Below are 16,723 nucleotides of genomic sequence, written 5' to 3' on the forward strand. Positions count from 1 at the left end.
AGTGCCGGGCGGCTCCATCTAAGCTGAGCCGCGGCCCGCGATGCCCGGCGCTGCGGCGTCAGAAGAGGAAATAGCGCTGTGCCATCGGCAGCACGTCGGCCGGCTCGCACCAGAGCAGCTGGCCGTCGGCGCGAACCTGATAGTTCTGCGGGTCGACCTGGATGTCCGGCGTGTAGTCGTTGTGGATCAGGTCCTTCTTCTGCACCGAGCGGCAGCCCTTTACCACGCCGATCTTCTTCTTCAGGCCCAGCCGCTCAGGCACACCGGCCTCGAAGGCCGCCTGGCTGATGAAGGTGAAACTCGATGCATGCAGCGAGCCGCCGTAGCTGGCGAACATCGGCCGGTAGTGCACCGGTTGTGGGGTCGGGATCGAGGCGTTGGCATCGCCCATCAGGCTCGCGGCAATGGCGCCGCCTTTGAGGATCAGCGTCGGCTTGACGCCGAAGAACGCCGGGCGCCAGAGCACCAGGTCGGCCCACTTGCCGACTTCGATCGAGCCCACCTCGTGGCTGACGCCGTGGGTGATCGCCGGGTTGATGGTGTATTTGGCGATGTAGCGCTTGGCGCGGAAGTTGTCGTTGCCGGCGCCATCGCCGGGCAGAGCGCCGCGCTGCTTCTTCATCTTGTCGGCGGTCTGCCAGGTGCGGGTGATCACCTCGCCGACACGGCCCATGGCCTGGCTGTCGGAGCTGATCATCGAGAACGCGCCGAGATCATGCAGGATGTCTTCGGCAGCGATGGTCTCGCGGCGGATGCGGCTCTCGGCGAAGGCCACGTCCTCGGCGATGCTCGGATCGAGGTGGTGGCAGACCATGAGCATGTCCAGGTGCTCGTCGATGGTGTTGCGGGTGAACGGCCGGGTCGGGTTGGTCGAGCTCGGCAGCACGTTGGCGAAGCCGCAGGCCTTGATGATGTCCGGCGCGTGGCCGCCACCAGCACCTTCGGTGTGGTAGGTGTGGATGGTGCGGCCCTTGAACGCGCCGAGGGTGGTCTCGACGAAGCCGGACTCGTTCAGCGTGTCGGTATGGATGGCCACCTGCACGTCGTACTGGTCGGCGACGCTCAGGCAGTTGTCGATGGCCGCCGGCGTGGTGCCCCAGTCCTCGTGCAGCTTGAGGCCGATGGCGCCGGCTTTTACCTGTTCGATCAACGGCTCTGGCAGCGAGGCGTTGCCCTTGCCGGTGAAACCGATGTTCATCGGGAAGGCGTCGGCGGCCTTGAGCATCATCGCCATGTGCCAGGGGCCGGGTGTCACCGTGGTGGCGTTGGTGCCGGTGGCCGGCCCGGTGCCGCCGCCGATCATGGTGGTGACGCCGCTCATTAGCGCCTCTTCGATCTGCTGCGGGCAGATGAAATGAATGTGCGAGTCGATTCCGCCGGCGGTGAGGATCATCCCTTCGCCGGCGATGACTTCCGTCGCGGCGCCGATGGCGATGGTCACGTCGGGCTGGATATCCGGGTTGCCGGCCTTGCCGATGGCGGCGATGCGGCCATCCTTCAAACCTACGTCCGCCTTGACGATGCCCCAGTGATCGAGGATCAGTGCGTTGGTGATCAGCGTGTCGACCACGTCGGCGGCGCACAGCTGGCCCTGGCCCATGCCGTCGCGGATCACTTTGCCGCCGCCGAACTTCACTTCCTCGCCATAGGTAGTGAAGTCCTTTTCGACCTCGATCCACAGCTCGGTGTCGGCCAGGCGCACCTTGTCGCCGACGGTGGGGCCGAACATGTCGGCATAGGCTTGGCGGGAAATCTTCATCGAATCTCATCCTTGTCCGTAGGGTGGACAACGCGAAGCTTGTCCACCGGCAATCTAAGTGGTGGAAAAGCCTTAGGCGTTTTCCACCCTACGAATAGCTTCGGCTCAGAGCGCGCCCATTACCCGCCCGGCGAAGCCGAACACCTGCCGCTTGCCGGCCAGTTCGACCAGCTCCACCTCGCGGCTCTGCCCCGGCTCGAAGCGCACCGCGGTGCCGGCCGGGATATTCAGGCGCATGCCGCGGGCGGCCGCGCGGTCGAAGGCCAACGCATCATTGGTTTCGAAAAAGTGATAGTGCGAGCCGACCTGGATCGGCCGATCGCCACTGTTGGCCACATTGAGCGTGACGGTGCGGCGGCCGACGTTGAGCTCGATGTCGCCGTCCTGGATCTGGTATTCGCCGGGAATCATGGTTGGGACGTCCTGTTCAGGGTCAGTTGCATCATGGTCAGGTCCAGCCAGCGGCCGAACTTGCAGCCGACCTGGCGCATCTGGCCGACGTGAATGAAGCCGAGCTGCTGGTGCATGTGCACCGAGGCGCGGTTCTCGCTTTCGATGAAGGCGACCATCACGTGCTTGTCGAGCTCTCGGGCGCGTTCGATCAGCGCCTTCATCAGGCTGCGGCCGATGCCGCTGCCGCGGTGGTCGGGGCTCACGTACACCGAGTTCTCCACGGTGTGGCGAAAGCCGTCATGCGGGCGCCAGGGGCCGAAGGAGGCATAGCCGGCAACCTGGCCCTGCTCGTCGATGGCCACCAGCACCGGGTAGTTCTGTTCGTGCCGCTCGGCCAGCCAGGCGCGGCGGTTGTCGAGGTCGACGCAGTGGTCGTTCCAGATCGCCGTGCTGTTCTGCACCGCGTCGTTGTAGATATGCAGGATGCCTTCGAGGTCGGCATCCAGGGCGTCACGTATCTGCACGTTGAGTTCCTTCAAAGCGGGTCTGGGGTCTTCGCAGTAGACATTGACCGACATTTCAGGCGATAGGTTGATGCACGGTGACCAGCTTGGTGCCGTCCGGGAAGGTGGCCTCGACCTGGATCTCCGGAATCATCTCCGGCACGCCTTCCATCACCTGCTCGCGGCTGAGCAGGGTGGTGCCGAAGTGCATCAGCTCGGCGACCGTCTGGCCGTCGCGGGCGCCTTCAAGCAGCGCGGCGGAGATGTAGGCCATGGCCTCCGGGTAATTGAGCTTCACGCCACGCGCCAGCCGGCGCTCGGCCACCAGGCCGGCGGTGAAGATCAGCAACTTGTCCTTCTCTCTTGGCGACAGATCCATAACAGCTCCAGTCGTAGGGTGGATGTCGCTTTTCACATCCACCGGCTTGTGGCGGCAAACCACGTAGCGTTATTCAGGGCAGCGTGCACGCAGGCTCGCCAGGCAGGGTGGGCAACGGCATAGCCTTGCCCTCCGATCATTCAGGTACTCCAGATTCGCGGCGGCACCGCCTCGCGGCCCAGCAGTTCGGGGCGCAACAGCCGCCACAAGTCGATCAGCCAGGCGCGCGCATGTAGCGCTTCATCGGCGAGGCAGCGCGCCACTAGCAGGCCGGGCAGCTGGGTCAGGTCGCCGCGTACGCGGCTGGGCAGCTCGCGGCAGCGCTCCAGCAGCTCGGCGTCGATTTCGCCACTGATGATCAGCGTCGCGAACACCGAGCTGCCGTCGAGGCCGATCGGCGAGTCGAGCAGGCCGTCACCACCGGTGATGCGCTGGCGCTCGTGCCAGAGCAATTGACCATCGCGGCGGATATCCAGGCGCGCCTGAAAATACCCGGCATCGAAGCGCTCTCCTGCAGCCGGACGCCCCAGCGCGACCATGTCCCAGTAGAACAGCCGCCCATCACCTTCCAGCTTGATGGCGGTGCTCAGCTCAGCCTGCGCCGCGCAGTAGACGATGGTCTCCTGCGGCAGCCATTCCAGCGTGGCGCCGGCTTCTACATGCAGGCGCAGGTCCTGATACGCCGGGCCTGCTGCGCGATACCACTTGGCCGCGCCGGGGCTGGTCAGCTGAGCCCAGGCACCGGCGCCGACGGTGGCGCTGATGTCCAGCCGGTCACCGCCGGCTATGCCGCCTGGCGGGTGCACGATGATGTGTTGGCAGACCTCTGGCCCTTCCGGGTAGAGATGCTTCTGCACCCGCAGCGGCCCGCTATGGCGGCGTAGCACCGGCCGCGTATTCGCGCCGACGCGTGCATAACCGAGCTCGAGCTCAGCGTGCCAGTGCGGGGTGAATGGTTGCGTCAGAACGGTCATGCGCAGCTGCCAGTCGTAGTTGACTGGGCAGACAGCAATAGTCGTGCCTCCACCCGGCGCGATGCGCAGCTTCGGGGCGCGCGGCCGAGGTGCTCGCATACGCAGGCGGATTGTGACGATGAAAACGGCAATCTGATGCACCGTTGTGGTGCGAAGTGCGGGATCGCACAGCGTGGCGCTCGCAAATGGTGCGTTACGGTTGCGTCACGTCTGTCGGGACGCGCTAAGCCGGGCGAAGAAGCGTTGTTTGGCCCATTCCGAGCAGGCCGCATAGAGCAGGGTGATCAGCAGTACCGCGCCCAGAACGGCTGCCGGTAGAGGTTGCAAGGCGAACCAGCCGCCCGCGGGTGTATACGGCAGCAAGACGGCAAGCAAGCCGACCGCGATGGCACTCGCCAGCAGGAAGCGGCCTGGGCGGCTGCGGTAGAACGGCTTGTGCGTGCGCACCACGAAAATGATCGCCAGTTCGGTGATCAGCGATTCGACGAACCAGCCGCTGCGAAACAGCTCTGGCTGCTCGCCGACCAGGTAGAGCAGCACGCCGAAGGTCAGCAGGTCGAAGGCTGAGCTGATCAGGCCGAAAGTGATCATGAAGCGCCTGACCTCACTGATGTCCCAGCGATGCGGCGTACGCGACCAGTCGGGATCGACGCGGTCACCGGCGATGCCAATGGCCGGGATGTCGGAGAGGAAGTTGTTAAGCAGGATCTGCTTGGCCAGCAGTGGCAGAAACGGCAGGAAGAACGAGGCCACCGCCATGCTGATCATGTTGCCGAAGTTGGCACTGGTGGTGAGAAAGATGTACTTGAGGGTATTGGCGAACGTCCGTCGGCCTTCATCGATGCCCTGGCGAACTAGGCCAAGCTCATGACGCAGCAGGACGAAGTCGGCTGCCTCCTTGGCCACGTCCACCGCGTTGTCCACCGAGATGCCGACATCCGCGGCATGCAGCGCCGGCGCATCGTTGATGCCGTCGCCGAGAAAGCCCACCACGTGGCCGGTCTTCTGCAGCGCGCGGATGATGCGTTCTTTCTGATTGGGGTCGACCTCGGCGAACAGGCTGATGCGCGGTGCCAGGTTGATCAGCGCCTCGTCGCGCATCTGCCCCAGCTCGGCACCGGTGATGACCCGCTCGACGTCGATGCCGACGCTTTCGGCCACCTGCCGCGCGATCAGGCGGTTGTCGCCGCTGATGATCTTCACGGCTACACCCAGCTCGCGCAGCGCCGCCAGCTCCTCGCGCACCCCCGGTTCGGGTGGGTCGAAGAACAGCAGGAAGCCGGCGAAGACCAGCGCCTGCTCATCATCGGCGGTGCAGCGCGCGCCTTCCAGGGAACGCCAGGCGAGGCCGAGTACCCGGTAGCCGGCGGCGCTCCACGCGGCGAAACGCGCGTTCAGCGCATCGCGCCGCTCCTCGCTGAGTGGCAGCACGGCATCGCCCTGCTGCACGAACGCCGAGACCTGCAGCACGTTATCCAGCGCACCCTTGCAGATCAGTCGCGGCGAGGGCTCGCCGGCGTCGCGCACCAGCACGCTCAGGCGCTTGCGGACGAAGTCGTAGGGGATTTCATCGAGCTTGTCGGCGCCGGTCATGGCCGGCGCCTTGTCGCGGGCGAATTCGCCGATCGCCTCGTCCAACGGATTGCGCAGCCCGGACTGCAGAGTGGCGTTGAGCCAGGCCATGCGCAGCACGGCAGTGCTGGGTTGGCCGTCGATGTCCAGCGCACCGTCGAGGGCCACCACGCCGCGGGTCAGGGTGCCGGTCTTGTCGGTGCACAGGGTGTCCATGGCGCCGAGGTTCTCGATCGCGTTGAGATGGCGCACGATCACCCCGCGTCCGGCCATACGCCGCGCACCGGCGGAGAGGGTCGCGCTGAGAATCGCCGGTAGCAGCTCCGGCGAGAGCCCGACGGCCAGGGCGATGGCGAACATCAGGGTGTCCAGCGGCGGTCGGTCGAGAAACAGGTTGAGCCCAAGCACTGCGGTGACCATCACCAGCATGACGCGCAGCAGCAGGCCGCCGAACTGGCGCAGGCCGCGTTCGAACTCGGTCTCCGGCGGGCGCAACACCAGCGAGCGCTCGATATGGCCGAGTTCGGTATGCACGCCGCAGCGCACAGCCAGCAAGCGAGCCGTACCGCTGCGCAGCGAGGTGCCGCGGAACAGGCAGTTGTCGCGCTGCGCGAGGGCGGCATCGGCGGCGAACTGGCCGGTTTCCTTCTGCACCGGAAAGGTCTCGCCGGTCAGCAGTGCCTGATTGACGAAGCAATCGCGCGCTTCGATCAGCCGGCCATCGGCCGGTATCAGGCTGCCGGCCGAGAGCTCGACAATATCTCCAGGCACCACCTCGTCCGCCGCAATGCTCTGGATGCGCCCGTCGCGCCAGACATCGGCACGACTCGCCACCTGCTCGCGCAGACGGGCAATCGCGCGGTTGGAGCGGACTTCGTGCAGGCTGCCGACCAGCGCGCTGGCGATCACGATGGCCAGCACGATCAGTGCGTCCAGCCAGTCGTGGGCCACCAGCGCGACAGCGGCACCGATCAGCAGGATCAGCACCAGCGGGCTGGACAGCTGGCGGAACAGGGAAGAGCCGATCTGCCGCGCCAGGCTTGGCCGGTACGTACGCCTGACCGACGGCTGACGCGCGGCGGCGTCGCCGCTGGTCAACCCGCCTGGGCTCGTCCTGAGGCTGGCATAGAGTGCTTCCAGCGGCTGGCTCCAGTACTCCGGTGTGCCGGCTTCGGTGTCATGGAGACGGGACTTGTCGGAAAACCAGCGACCGAACGCAGCGTGCATGCCTTGCATCCTCGGAGTGCGAGCAGACCTCAATGGTTGACCGTGCGGGCCGGGTGCGGCATTGACATCGGTCAGCCCCTCGCGGGGCGCTGCGGCAAGGCTAGATCGCTACGAGGCGTTGCACACCCTCGGCGGCCATGTTTTCGCCGCGGCCCTGCTGAATGATCTCGCCACGGCTCATCACCAGGTAGTGGTCGGCCAGTTCAGCGGCGAAGTCATAGAACTGCTCGACCAGCAAGATCGCCATGTCACCACGGGCAGCGAGCTTCTTGATCACCGCACCAATCTCCTTGATCACCGAGGGCTGGATGCCTTCGGTGGGTTCGTCGAGGATCAGCAGGCGCGGCTTGCTCGCCAGCGCGCGGCCGATGGCGAGCTGTTGTTGCTGACCGCCGGAGAGGTCGCCGCCGCGGCGATGCTTCATTTCCTTCAAAACCGGGAACAGTTCGTAGATGAACTCGGGGACTTCCTTGGCCTCGCTGGCGCTGAAGCGGGAAAGCCCCATCAGCAGGTTTTCCTCGACGGTCAGCCGGCCGAAGATCTCGCGCCCCTGCGGCACGTAGGCGATGCCGGCGTGCACGCGCTGGTGCGGCTTGAAGCCGGTGATCGGCTTGCCCTCCCAGTTCACCGCGCCTTCCTTGGCCGGGATCAGGCCCATCAGGCACTTGAGCAGGGTGGTCTTGCCGACGCCGTTGCGTCCGAGCAGACAGGTGACTTCGCCGACCTTCGCCTCGAACGAGAGGCCGCGCAGGATGTGGCTGCCGCCGTAGTACTGGTGCAGTTGCTGGACTTGCAGCATGTGCGACTCCTTCACTTGGTGGATAAGCCTCTGGCGTTATCCACCCTACGATTAGGTTTGTGATGATGCGGGCATGGGCGTTCGGCGCGCGTAGGGTGGATGACGCTTTACCCATCCACCGTGGAATGGCATTGATGGATCAAGCCGGCCTTATTCCCCCTGCGAGCCGCTCTACCGCCCCAGATACACCTCGATCACCCGCTCATCCGCCTGCACCTGTTGCAATGAACCCTCGGCCAGCACCTGGCCCTGGTGCAGCACGGTGACGTGGTCGGCGATGGTCTCGACGAAGCCCATGTCGTGCTCGACCACCATCAGCGAATGCTTGCGCGCCAAGGACTTGAACAGCTCGGCGGTGAATTCGGTCTCGGCATCGGTCATGCCGGCCACCGGCTCGTCGAGGAGCAAGAGCTGCGGCGACTGCATCAGCAGCATGCCGATCTCAAGGAACTGCTTCTGCCCGTGAGACAGCAGCCCGGCCGGGCGATGACGCGACTGGCCGAGGCGGATGGTCTCCAGCACTTCGTCGATGCGGTCCTTCTGCTCGCCGGAAAGCCTGGCCCTGAGGCTCGCCCACACCGACTTGTCGGTCTTCTGCGCCAGCTCCAGGTTCTCGAACACCGAAAGCGCTTCGAACACCGTGGGCTTCTGGAATTTGCGGCCGATGCCGGCCTGGGCGATGTCCACCTCGCTCATGCGGGTCAGGTCCAGGGTTTCGCCGAACCAGGCGCTGCCGCTGGTGGGGCGCGTCTTGCCGGTGATGACGTCCATCATGGTGGTCTTGCCGGCGCCGTTGGGACCGATGATGCAGCGCAGCTCGCCGACGCCGATGTACAGGCTGAGGTCTGTCAGCGCCTTGAAGCCATCGAAGCTGACGTTGATGTCTTCCAGGCTGAGGATGGTGCCATGGCGTACATCCAGGCCCTTCTCGGCGACCCGGCCGAGGCCGATGGCATCGCGGGTCAGGCCACCCCCGGTGGGGTCGAAGCCGTCGATGACGGCGCTGCAGGGTACGGTTTTCATTCTTCGCCCCTCCGCTTGATAAGGCCGATGACGCCCTTAGGCAGGTACAGGGTGACGACGATGAACAGCGCGCCGAGGGCGAACAGCCAGTATTCGGGAAACGCCACGGTGAACCAGCTCTTCATGCCGTTGACGATGCCGGCGCCAAGCAACGGGCCAATCAGCGTGCCACGTCCGCCGAGGGCGACCCAGACGGCCGCCTCGATGGATTGCGTCGGTGCCATCTCGCTGGGGTTGATGATGCCGACCTGCGGCACGTAGAGCGCACCGGCGAGGCCGCAGAGCACCGCCGACAGCGTCCAGATGAACAGCTTGTAGCCGCGCGGATCGTAGCCGCAGAACATCAGCCGGTTCTCGGCATCGCGCAGGGCGGTGAGCACCCGGCCGAACTTGCTGCGCGCCAGGCGCCAGCCGAGATAGAGGCTGCCAACAAGCAGGAGGACAGTGGCGAAGAACAGCGTGGCGCGGGTCGCCGGCGCCGAGATCGAGAAACCGAGGATGGTCTTGAAATCGGTGAAGCCGTTGTTGCCGCCGAAGCCTGTCTCGTTGCGAAAGAACAGCAGCATGCCGGCGAAGGTCAGCGCCTGGGTCATGATCGAGAAGTACACGCCCTTGATCCGCGAGCGGAAGGCGAAAAACCCGAACACGAAGGCCAGTACGCCCGGCACCAGCACCACCAGGCACATCGCCCAGAGGAAACTCGAGGTGCCGTACCAGTACCAGGGCAGCTCGTTCCAGGCGAGGAAGCTCATGAAGGCCGGCAGGCCGTCACCGGCGCTCTGGCGCATCAGGTACATGCCCATGGCGTAACCGCCGAGGGCGAAGAACAGGCCGTGGCCGAGGGACAAGAGCCCCGCGTAACCCCAGACCAGATCCAGCGCCAGGGCGACGATGGCGTAGCAGAGAATCTTGCCTACCAGGGTCAGGGTGTAGGCCGAAACGTGCAGGGCATGCTCGGCCGGCAGCAGGTGCAGCAGTGGCATGGCCAGCAACACGACCAGAGCGATACCGAGGGCGACGGCGGTGAGTTTTGGCCCGGCTTTCTGCGCGGCGGTGAGGGTAAGTGGCTGGTTCAATCGATGACCCTCCCCTTGAGAGCGAAGAGTCCCTGCGGACGCTTCTGGATGAAGAGGATGATCAGTGCGAGGATGAGGATCTTGCCCAGCACGGCGCCGATCTGCGGTTCGAGGATCTTGTTGGCGATGCCGAGGCCGAAGGCGGCGAAGATGCTGCCGGCCAGCTGGCCGACACCGCCGAGCACCACCACCAGGAAGGAGTCGATGATGTAGCTCTGGCCGAGGTCCGGGCCGACGTTGCCGATCTGGCTCAGCGCTACGCCGCCGAGGCCGGCGATACCGGAACCCAGCCCGAAGGCCATCATGTCGATGCGTCCGGTGGGCACGCCGCAGCAGGCGGCCATGTTGCGGTTCTGCGTTACCGCGCGCACGTTCAGGCCCAAGCGCGTCTTGTTCAGCAAGAGCCAGGTCAAGAGCACCACGAACAACGCGAAGCCGATGATCACCATGCGGTTGTACGGCAGCACCAGGTTGGGCAGCACCTGCCAGCCCCCGGACAGCCAGGCCGGGTTGGCGACCTCGACGTTCTGCGCGCCGAACAGCACCCGTACCAGCTGGATCAGGATCAGGCTGATGCCCCAGGTCGCCAGCAGGGTTTCCAGCGGGCGGCCGTAGAGGTGGCGGATCACCGTGCGCTCCAGCGCCATGCCGATCGCAGCGGTGACGAAGAAGGCCACGGGCAGCGCCACCAGCGGGTAGAAGGCGAGGGCTTCAGGCGCGAGCCGCGCCATCAGCACCTGCACCATGTAGGTGGTGTAGGCGCCGAGCATGAGCATCTCGCCGTGGGCCATGTTGATCACGCCGAGCAGGCCGAAGGTGATCGCCAGCCCGAGGGCGGCGAGCAGCAGGATCGAACCCAGCGACAGACCGCTGAACGCCTGGCCGAGCAGTTCACCGATCAGCAGTTTGCGCTTGACCTGGGCCAGGCTGGTTTCCGCCGCCTTGCGTACGCCTGCGTCGGTTTCCGCCTCGTCGGCCAGCAGGTTTTCCAGCCGTACCCGCGCCAATGGCGCACCGGTTTCGCCAAGCAGGCGCACTGCGGCGAGGCGTACTGCGGGGTCGCTCGCGGTCAGCTGCAGGTTGGCCAGCGCCAGGGTCAGCGCTTCGCTGACGGCGGCATCTTCCTCTACGTCCAGGCGCTGCTGGAGCAGCTCGAGCTGTTCCGGTTGGCCGCTGCGCTGCAAGCGTTTGGCCGCGGCGAGGCGTTGGGCCGTGTCTTCGGCGAACAGCTGATGGCTGGCCAGTGCGGTGTTGAGCAGGCCGCGCAGGCGGTTGTTCAGGCGCAGCTTCTTCGGCGTGCCGACCGGCTCGGCATCACCTTCGAGGGCACGGTAGGCCCCGTTTTCCTCGATAAAGGGCGTCTTGTGCTGGTCGATGGCCACGCGATTGGCGCGCAGCGCTTCGATCAACGGCAGCCGTTCAGGTGCGGGCGCGGCGGCCCAGCTTTCCAACAGCCTGGCCTGTTTGGCCGGGCTGGCCTTGGCGTAGTCGGCCGCGTCTCCGGCCTGGGCTGCCCAGGGCAGACCCAGTAGGAGCAGCAGCAATAATCGGTGCAGGGCAGTGTTCATTCGTGTTTTCCCCAGGGACCCCGGAGCTCTCTTGATGGAGCTTGTGGGTGTCGACAGGTGGATGAAAAAAGCGTCATCCACCCTACGGACCCGCTTCAGTTGACGGTGGATGGCGCATATCCATCCACCGCAACGAAAACAGCGCTTAGTTCGACTTCACCGCGTAATCCGGCTTCTTGTCGTTGCCCTGGATGTAGGGGCTCCACGGCTGGGCGCGGACCGGGCTTTCGGTTTCCCAGACCACCGAGAACTGGCCGTCCTCCTGGACCTCGCCGATCATCACCGGCTTGTGCAGGTGGTGGTTCTTCTCGTCCATGGTCAGGGTATAGCCGCTCGGGGCCTTGAAGGTCTGTCCGGCGAGGGCGTCGCGAACCTTGCCGACGTCGGTGCTGCCAGCCTTCTCTACCGCCTGCGCCCACATGTGGATGCCGACGTAGGTGGCTTCCATCGGGTCGTTGGTCACCGCCTTTTCGGCGCCCGGCAGGTTCTTGGCCTTGGCGTAGGCCTTCCACTTGCTGACGAAGGCTTCGTTGACCGGGTTTTCCACCGACTGGAAGTAGTTCCAGGCGGCCAGGTGCCCGACAAGCGGCTTGGTGTCGATGCCGCGCAGTTCTTCTTCACCGACCGAGAAGGCCACCACCGGCACATCGGTGGCATCCAGGCCCTGGTTGGCCAGCTCCTTGTAGAACGGTACGTTGGAGTCGCCGTTGATGGTCGACACCACCGCGGTCTTGCCGCCGGCGGAGAACTTCTTGATGTTGGCGACGATGGTCTGGTAATCGCTGTGACCGAAGGGGGTGTAGACCTCTTCGATGCTGGATTCCGGTACGCCCTTGCTGATCAGGAAGGCGCGCAGGATCTTGTTGGTGGTGCGTGGGTAGACGTAGTCGGTGCCGAGCAGGAAGAAGCGCTCGGCGCTGCCGCCGTCTTCGCTCATCAGGTACTCGACGGCCGGGATGGCCTGCTGGTTTGGCGCCGCGCCGGTGTAGAAGACGTTGGGCGACAGCTCTTCGCCTTCGTACTGCACCGGGTAGAACAGCAGGCCGTCGAGTTCTTCATAGACCGGCAGCACGGATTTGCGCGAAACAGACGTCCAGCAACCAAAGGTCACCGCAACCTTGTCCTGGGTCAGCAGCTGCCGGCCCTTTTCCGCGAACAGCGGCCAGTTGGACGCCGGGTCGACCACCACCGGCTCGAGCTGCTTGCCGAGCACGCCGCCCTTGGCGTTGATCTCGTCGATGGTCATCAGCGCCATGTCTTTCAGCGAGGTTTCCGAAATGGCCATGGTGCCGGACAGCGAATGCAGGATGCCGACCTTGATGGTCTCGGCGGCTTGCAGGGTGAACGGAAACAGGCCGCTGAGCATCAGGGCGCTGGCGGCGAGGGTGGTCTTGATCAGAGGACGGCGTTTCATTTGGGGCTCCTTGGCTGTCCGTGCGCAACTGTGGGCTGAAAACATCGGAACACCAGGAGCAATCGCAGCATCCGTGCCAAATGGCGCAAAGCGCGCAGCGGCGCGGCTTTGCGCCGATCAGCCGATGACTGGGCGGCATTCGCGGTGGGCCATGCTGGTGCACGCAGAGACGCGTGGTGCACTGCTAGAGGCCGCTTTGCCCGATTTCGGTGCCGCACAGCAGGATTCAGCCACTTGCGGCTGCCGGGCGTCACTTCTAGCATGGCCGGCCCGCATCGAGACCCGTCGCCATGCCCCGTCCACCGCGCTCTCCTTCTTCGCGTCCGCCTGCACGAACCGCGCGCCCGCCAGTACCGCGTCGGGTCGCCAAAGCGCCGCCCGCCGAACCGCGCTTGTTGCTGCTGAACAAGCCGTTCGACGTGCTCACCCAGTTCAACGATGCCGATGGCCGCGCGACCTTGAAGGACTACGTCTCGGTCCCTGGCGTCTATCCGGCCGGGCGGCTGGATCGCGACAGCGAGGGGCTGTTGCTGTTGACCAACGATGGCCGTTTGCAGGCGCGAATCGCCGACCCGAAGCACAAGTTGCCCAAGACCTACTGGGTACAGGTAGAAGGCGAGGTCACCGCCGAGCAGTTGCGGCGTTTGCGCGATGGCGTCGAGCTCAATGACGGCATGACTCTGCCCGCCGAAGCGCGGCAGCTGGAAGAGCCCGAGCTATGGCCGCGCAACCCGCCGGTGCGTTTTCGCAAGAGCGTGCCGACCAGCTGGCTGGAATTGGTGATCCGCGAAGGACGCAATCGCCAGGTCAGGCGCATGACAGCCGCGGTTGGGCTGCCGACGTTGCGCCTGGTGCGCGTGCGCATCGGCCCATGGACACTGGGCGGCCTGCAGCCGGGCGAGTGGCGGGAAGTGCCGGCGCAACTGTAGGCGCCGGCTGGTGCGTCAACTCAGTGCGGGATGCCCTGAGTGACTTCGATGACGTAACCGATGACCGGCTTGGCGAGAAAGGCGAACAGACACAGGCCTAAACCGAGAAACAGGATGGCGGTGCCGAGGCGGCCGGCCTTCGACTTCTTGGCCAGGTCCCAGATGATGAACGCCATGAAGGCCATCAGCCCACCGACGAGCACGATCATCATCCACTTTTCGAAAACTTCGGGCTCCACAGGGATCTCCTGATTGACTTCGACGAATGCGCCCGTGGCGGGCCGGGCGCGAAAGCGGCGCAGTATACGCCGCCAGCGAGTGGCGCGTGTGCCACCGCTGGTTGGACGGTCGTGCTCCGAAAGCGTTCGAATCGAGTAGGCCGGGCGCAGGTGCGGCGAAATGTCTCGCCTGCGCTCAGTAGCCGGCCTTGATCACGTCGATGCCCTTGTTCAGCACCGTGCGCCAGGCCTGCAGGTCTTGTTGTTCCAGATCCCCGTCGTGCTGGCCGATGGTTTTCAGCAGCGCGGCGATCCACAGGTCATAGAGTTCCGGGTGGATATTCAGCTGCTCGCGTGAATGACTCTTGCCCAGCGCGCGGAGCTTGGTATCCGGCATGCCGCGAGCAAACAGCACCAGGTTGAGGATGCCGGCGCGCAGCAGCTGTTTCTGCGCGGTCATGTCGGTGCGCACGAATTTCTCGCGCACCGCCGGCGAGCTGGCGAGGAAGGCGGTATAGAAATCATCGAAGAAGTCGGGGCTGGCGCAGCAGCGGCCGTAACTCTGCATGACGCGGTTGGTGTCTTTCATGGGCATTCCCTTGCACGAGGGCATTTTGCAGCGAGGCCCGCCGGTGAGCAGGCGATGGGCGGTCCGCCCCGGCCGGGATCATCCGTATGCGGGGCGGTGCAGAAGGGGGCGGATTATAGGCAGTAACCCTGCGAAATGTGCGGGTGCAAGCTGTGAACGAAGTCTCAGCTGCGCAAATGCTCCAGCGGCAGCTCGGTGCTCGACGCCACCTGGCGCAAGACGAAGCTGGAACGCACGCTGGAGACGCCTTCGATGCGCGTCAGGGTGCCGAGCAGAAACTGCTGGTAGTGCTCCATGTCGGGCACCACGACCTTCAGCTGATAGTCGGCATCCATGCCGGTGACCAGGCTGCATTCGAGCACCTCCGGGCATTTGCCGATCACGCTTTCGAAGTGCTCGAAGCGCTCCGGCGTGTGCCGGTCCATGCCGATCAGGACGTACGCGGTCAGCGTCAGGCCGAGCTTCTTGCGGTCGAGCAGGGCGACCTGACGGGCAATGTAACCATCGTCTTCCAATTGTTTGACCCGGCGGGAACAGGGCGAGGGCGACAGGCCGATACGTTCGGCCAGCTCCTGATTGGAGATGCGGGCGTCGTGCTGCAATTCGGCAAGGATGCGCAGGTCGTAGCGGTCGAGTTTGCTCATTTAAGGTTTCGTCAGGCTGTGGGTTGCGTTAGATGATGGATTGGCGAGCTTTAGTTGCGCAAGTAATGATTGTTTTAGCAATCTTCGCAATCCTCTGCCGGGTTTCGAGGCGTAAGCTTTATCTCAACTTCAGCCCCCGGCAGAAACGGACGCGGCGCAGTATCCCCGCCGCGACCACCGAAGGTCTTACCAAGACCGACGGTCCGGGCCCCCGGTGCTCACGAGGCGCCGCGCGAAGCAGCCGTTACCATCGGCCAGACGAATCGAAGAGACCACGCCCAGGCGTGGTCTTTTTCGTTGTGGGCGTTGTGGTGGTTTGGGTGTCGAGCCAAAGCCGGTTGTCGAGTCGGCTGATGGCTTGGTTTCGCCTTGCTGGGCGAGTTCCTTTTGGCAGCCGCCCGGATGGCCGGCCCCGCCAAAAGGGAACCAAAAAGTCTTGCCCCTACGTCCGGACTGGGCGTCCCCGGTTCGCTGCGCTCGACTCCCCTCATTCCGTCGCAGCTCCGAGGGTCGCCGCGCAAGGGCCATCCACGGCCCTTTACGGGGGGACGCCTAGTTTTCTCGCGGCATCCATGCCGCTCGCCCTCTGCGCAGCGATTCCATTCGGCGTCCTGAAGGGGCGTTTGGCGTTGCCTGTGACGCCGTGCATGGCTGAACTAAACGAAGCGACCTGGCGTTGCTGATCGCCCTACGGCGAAACGAAGCCATCAGACAGCGCCAAAAAATCGGCCGTTGGAAACGGAATCCGAAAACTCCAATCACCGCTTCGGCGGCGCCACCTCAAGCGGATCGGCATGCACCAGCACCTCCGCATTCGGATAGCGATCGTGAATTGCGTTCTCCACCGCCACGCACAGATCATGCGCCTGCGACAGCGGCAACTCGCCGGGCAGCTCAAGATGCATCTGCACGAACCAGCGGGTGCCGGAAATACGGGTGCGGAAGTCATGGCAGCCATGCACGCCGGGCACTTGGCAAACCAGTTGTTGCATATCACCGCTGATTTCCGGAGACAGCTCGGTATCCATCAGCACCGCACCGGCTTCGCGGACGATGGTGATGGCGCTCCAGAAGATGTACAGCGCGATACCGATGCCGAACACTGCGTCCAGTCGCTCCCAGCCGATGCTGGCCAGCACCAGGGCGAGCAGGATGCTGGTATTGAGCAAGAGATCGGAGCGGTAGTGCAGCGAGTCGGCGCGGATTGCGGTGGAGCCGGTGAGCTTGACCACATGGTGCTGGTAGCTCAGCAGGATGGCGGTCATCAGCAGCGAGAAGATCATCACGGCGATGCCCACGCCTTGCGCACCCAGCGGCTGTGGGTGCAGCAAGCGGTCGATACCTTGCACGCCTACAAGAATGGCGCTGACGCAGATAAACGCCGCCTGGCCCAGCCCGGCCAGCGCCTCGGCCTTGCCATGGCCGTAGCGATGGTCGTCGTCGGCTGGGCGCAGCGAGTAGTGCACCGCCAGGAGGTTGAGCAGCGAGGCGGCACCGTCCAGCAGCGAATCGGTGAGGCCGGCGAGCAGGCTCACCGAACCACTCAGCCACCAGGCCACGGCCTTGCTCAGCGCCAGCAGGATTGCCGTCGCCAACGCCGCAGCGGTGGCCCGGCGCATGAGCCGGGCGTGGTCGCGGTTGATGCTCATCAGTGGC

General features: G+C 64.9%; 15 protein-coding genes and 1 pseudogene. 1 reads left to right on the forward strand and 15 read right to left on the reverse strand.

All coding sequences use genetic code 11. The features are described 5' to 3' along the window. Positions 1-58: 58 nt before the first annotated feature. The 11 genes and pseudogenes from ureC to urtA form a co-directional block, all read right to left on the reverse strand. Complete coding sequence (gene ureC, locus UIB01_RS02500; RefSeq protein ID WP_038656568.1) at positions 59-1,759, reverse strand: urease subunit alpha; 1,701 nt, start codon at positions 1,757-1,759, stop codon at positions 59-61. Between the two features lie 105 nt (positions 1,760-1,864). Next, positions 1,865-2,170 carry an urease subunit beta gene (locus tag UIB01_RS02505; protein WP_038656570.1) on the reverse strand — a complete coding sequence of 102 codons (306 nt, stop codon included), beginning with the start codon at positions 2,168-2,170 and terminating at the stop codon, positions 1,865-1,867. Beyond that, positions 2,167-2,730: a GNAT family N-acetyltransferase gene (locus UIB01_RS02510; protein ID WP_080695040.1), complete on the reverse strand. Its 564-nt coding sequence runs from the start codon at positions 2,728-2,730 to the stop codon at positions 2,167-2,169. The genes UIB01_RS02505 and UIB01_RS02510 overlap by 4 nt, the downstream gene beginning before the upstream one ends. A 1-nt stretch (position 2,731) precedes the next feature. Continuing rightward, the gene (gene ureA / locus UIB01_RS02515; RefSeq protein ID WP_038656573.1) at positions 2,732-3,034 is read right to left on the reverse strand and encodes an urease subunit gamma; all 303 of its coding nucleotides are present in this window, start codon (positions 3,032-3,034) and stop codon (positions 2,732-2,734) included. A gap of 140 nt (positions 3,035-3,174) precedes the next feature. Then, a complete protein-coding gene (locus UIB01_RS02520; RefSeq protein ID WP_038665331.1) occupies positions 3,175-4,008 on the reverse strand; it encodes an urease accessory protein UreD in 834 nt (277 codons plus the stop codon). Positions 4,009-4,212: 204 nt separating this feature from the next. Further along, a pseudogene (mgtA, locus tag UIB01_RS02525) lies at positions 4,213-6,753 on the reverse strand (magnesium-translocating P-type ATPase); the annotation flags it as partial. A 154-nt stretch (positions 6,754-6,907) separates the two neighbouring features. Then, positions 6,908-7,606: an urea ABC transporter ATP-binding subunit UrtE gene (gene urtE, locus UIB01_RS02530; protein ID WP_038656578.1), complete on the reverse strand. Its 699-nt coding sequence runs from the start codon at positions 7,604-7,606 to the stop codon at positions 6,908-6,910. Between the two features lie 171 nt (positions 7,607-7,777). After that, the gene (urtD, locus tag UIB01_RS02535; protein WP_003283036.1) at positions 7,778-8,629 is read right to left on the reverse strand and encodes an urea ABC transporter ATP-binding protein UrtD; all 852 of its coding nucleotides are present in this window, start codon (positions 8,627-8,629) and stop codon (positions 7,778-7,780) included. Further along, positions 8,626-9,705, reverse strand: a complete 1,080-nt coding sequence (urtC, locus tag UIB01_RS02540) for an urea ABC transporter permease subunit UrtC (RefSeq protein ID WP_038656580.1) — start codon at positions 9,703-9,705, stop codon at positions 8,626-8,628. Before urtC ends, urtD begins: the two co-directional genes overlap by 4 nt. Next, positions 9,702-11,273, reverse strand: coding sequence for an urea ABC transporter permease subunit UrtB (gene urtB, locus UIB01_RS02545; RefSeq protein ID WP_038656582.1), 1,572 nt, complete (start codon positions 11,271-11,273; stop codon positions 9,702-9,704). Before urtB ends, urtC begins: the two co-directional genes overlap by 4 nt. 145 nt (positions 11,274-11,418) lie before the next feature. Further along, positions 11,419-12,687: an urea ABC transporter substrate-binding protein gene (urtA, locus tag UIB01_RS02550; protein ID WP_038656584.1), complete on the reverse strand. Its 1,269-nt coding sequence runs from the start codon at positions 12,685-12,687 to the stop codon at positions 11,419-11,421. Between the two features lie 290 nt (positions 12,688-12,977). Here urtA and UIB01_RS02555 point away from each other — a divergent pair, with 290 nt between their 5' ends. Next, on the forward strand, positions 12,978-13,616 hold the full coding sequence (locus UIB01_RS02555) for a pseudouridine synthase (RefSeq protein WP_080695041.1): 639 nt from the start codon (positions 12,978-12,980) through the stop codon (positions 13,614-13,616). Between the two features lie 20 nt (positions 13,617-13,636). Here the strand turns inward: UIB01_RS02555 and UIB01_RS02560 are convergent, their stop codons facing one another. The 4 genes from UIB01_RS02560 to UIB01_RS02575 form a co-directional block, all read right to left on the reverse strand. Further along, positions 13,637-13,855, reverse strand: a complete 219-nt coding sequence (locus UIB01_RS02560; protein ID WP_003298283.1) for a DUF2788 domain-containing protein — start codon at positions 13,853-13,855, stop codon at positions 13,637-13,639. 175 nt (positions 13,856-14,030) lie between these two features. Beyond that, a complete protein-coding gene (locus UIB01_RS02565) occupies positions 14,031-14,423 on the reverse strand; it encodes a globin (protein WP_038656587.1) in 393 nt (130 codons plus the stop codon). A gap of 164 nt (positions 14,424-14,587) precedes the next feature. Beyond that, complete coding sequence (locus tag UIB01_RS02570) at positions 14,588-15,067, reverse strand: Lrp/AsnC family transcriptional regulator (RefSeq protein WP_038656589.1); 480 nt, start codon at positions 15,065-15,067, stop codon at positions 14,588-14,590. A 758-nt stretch (positions 15,068-15,825) separates the two neighbouring features. Next, on the reverse strand, positions 15,826-16,716 hold the full coding sequence (locus UIB01_RS02575) for a cation diffusion facilitator family transporter (RefSeq protein WP_038656591.1): 891 nt from the start codon (positions 16,714-16,716) through the stop codon (positions 15,826-15,828). Positions 16,717-16,723: the final 7 nt, after the last annotated feature.

The organism is Stutzerimonas decontaminans (genome assembly GCF_000661915.1).
GTDB lineage: Bacteria > Pseudomonadota > Gammaproteobacteria > Pseudomonadales > Pseudomonadaceae > Stutzerimonas > Stutzerimonas decontaminans.

Bases quoted from the DNA above. Each gene is read 5' to 3' on its own strand.
- UIB01_RS02575 (WP_038656591.1), bottom strand. From the start codon at position 16,716: ATGAGCATCAACCGCGACCACGCCCGGCTCATGCGCCGGGCCACCGCT.
- UIB01_RS02555 (WP_080695041.1), top strand. From the start codon at position 12,978: ATGCCCCGTCCACCGCGCTCTCCTTCTTCGCGTCCGCCTGCACGAACC.
- UIB01_RS02565 (WP_038656587.1), bottom strand. From the start codon at position 14,423: ATGAAAGACACCAACCGCGTCATGCAGAGTTACGGCCGCTGCTGCGCC.
- UIB01_RS02520 (WP_038665331.1), bottom strand. From the start codon at position 4,008: ATGACCGTTCTGACGCAACCATTCACCCCGCACTGGCACGCTGAGCTC.
- ureC (WP_038656568.1), bottom strand. From the start codon at position 1,759: ATGAAGATTTCCCGCCAAGCCTATGCCGACATGTTCGGCCCCACCGTC.
- urtD (WP_003283036.1), bottom strand. From the start codon at position 8,629: ATGAAAACCGTACCCTGCAGCGCCGTCATCGACGGCTTCGACCCCACC.
- ureA (WP_038656573.1), bottom strand. From the start codon at position 3,034: ATGGATCTGTCGCCAAGAGAGAAGGACAAGTTGCTGATCTTCACCGCC.
- UIB01_RS02505 (WP_038656570.1), bottom strand. From the start codon at position 2,170: ATGATTCCCGGCGAATACCAGATCCAGGACGGCGACATCGAGCTCAAC.
- UIB01_RS02570 (WP_038656589.1), bottom strand. From the start codon at position 15,067: ATGAGCAAACTCGACCGCTACGACCTGCGCATCCTTGCCGAATTGCAG.
- urtB (WP_038656582.1), bottom strand. From the start codon at position 11,273: ATGAACACTGCCCTGCACCGATTATTGCTGCTGCTCCTACTGGGTCTG.
- UIB01_RS02510 (WP_080695040.1), bottom strand. From the start codon at position 2,730: ATGTCGGTCAATGTCTACTGCGAAGACCCCAGACCCGCTTTGAAGGAA.
- urtA (WP_038656584.1), bottom strand. From the start codon at position 12,687: ATGAAACGCCGTCCTCTGATCAAGACCACCCTCGCCGCCAGCGCCCTG.
- urtE (WP_038656578.1), bottom strand. From the start codon at position 7,606: ATGCTGCAAGTCCAGCAACTGCACCAGTACTACGGCGGCAGCCACATC.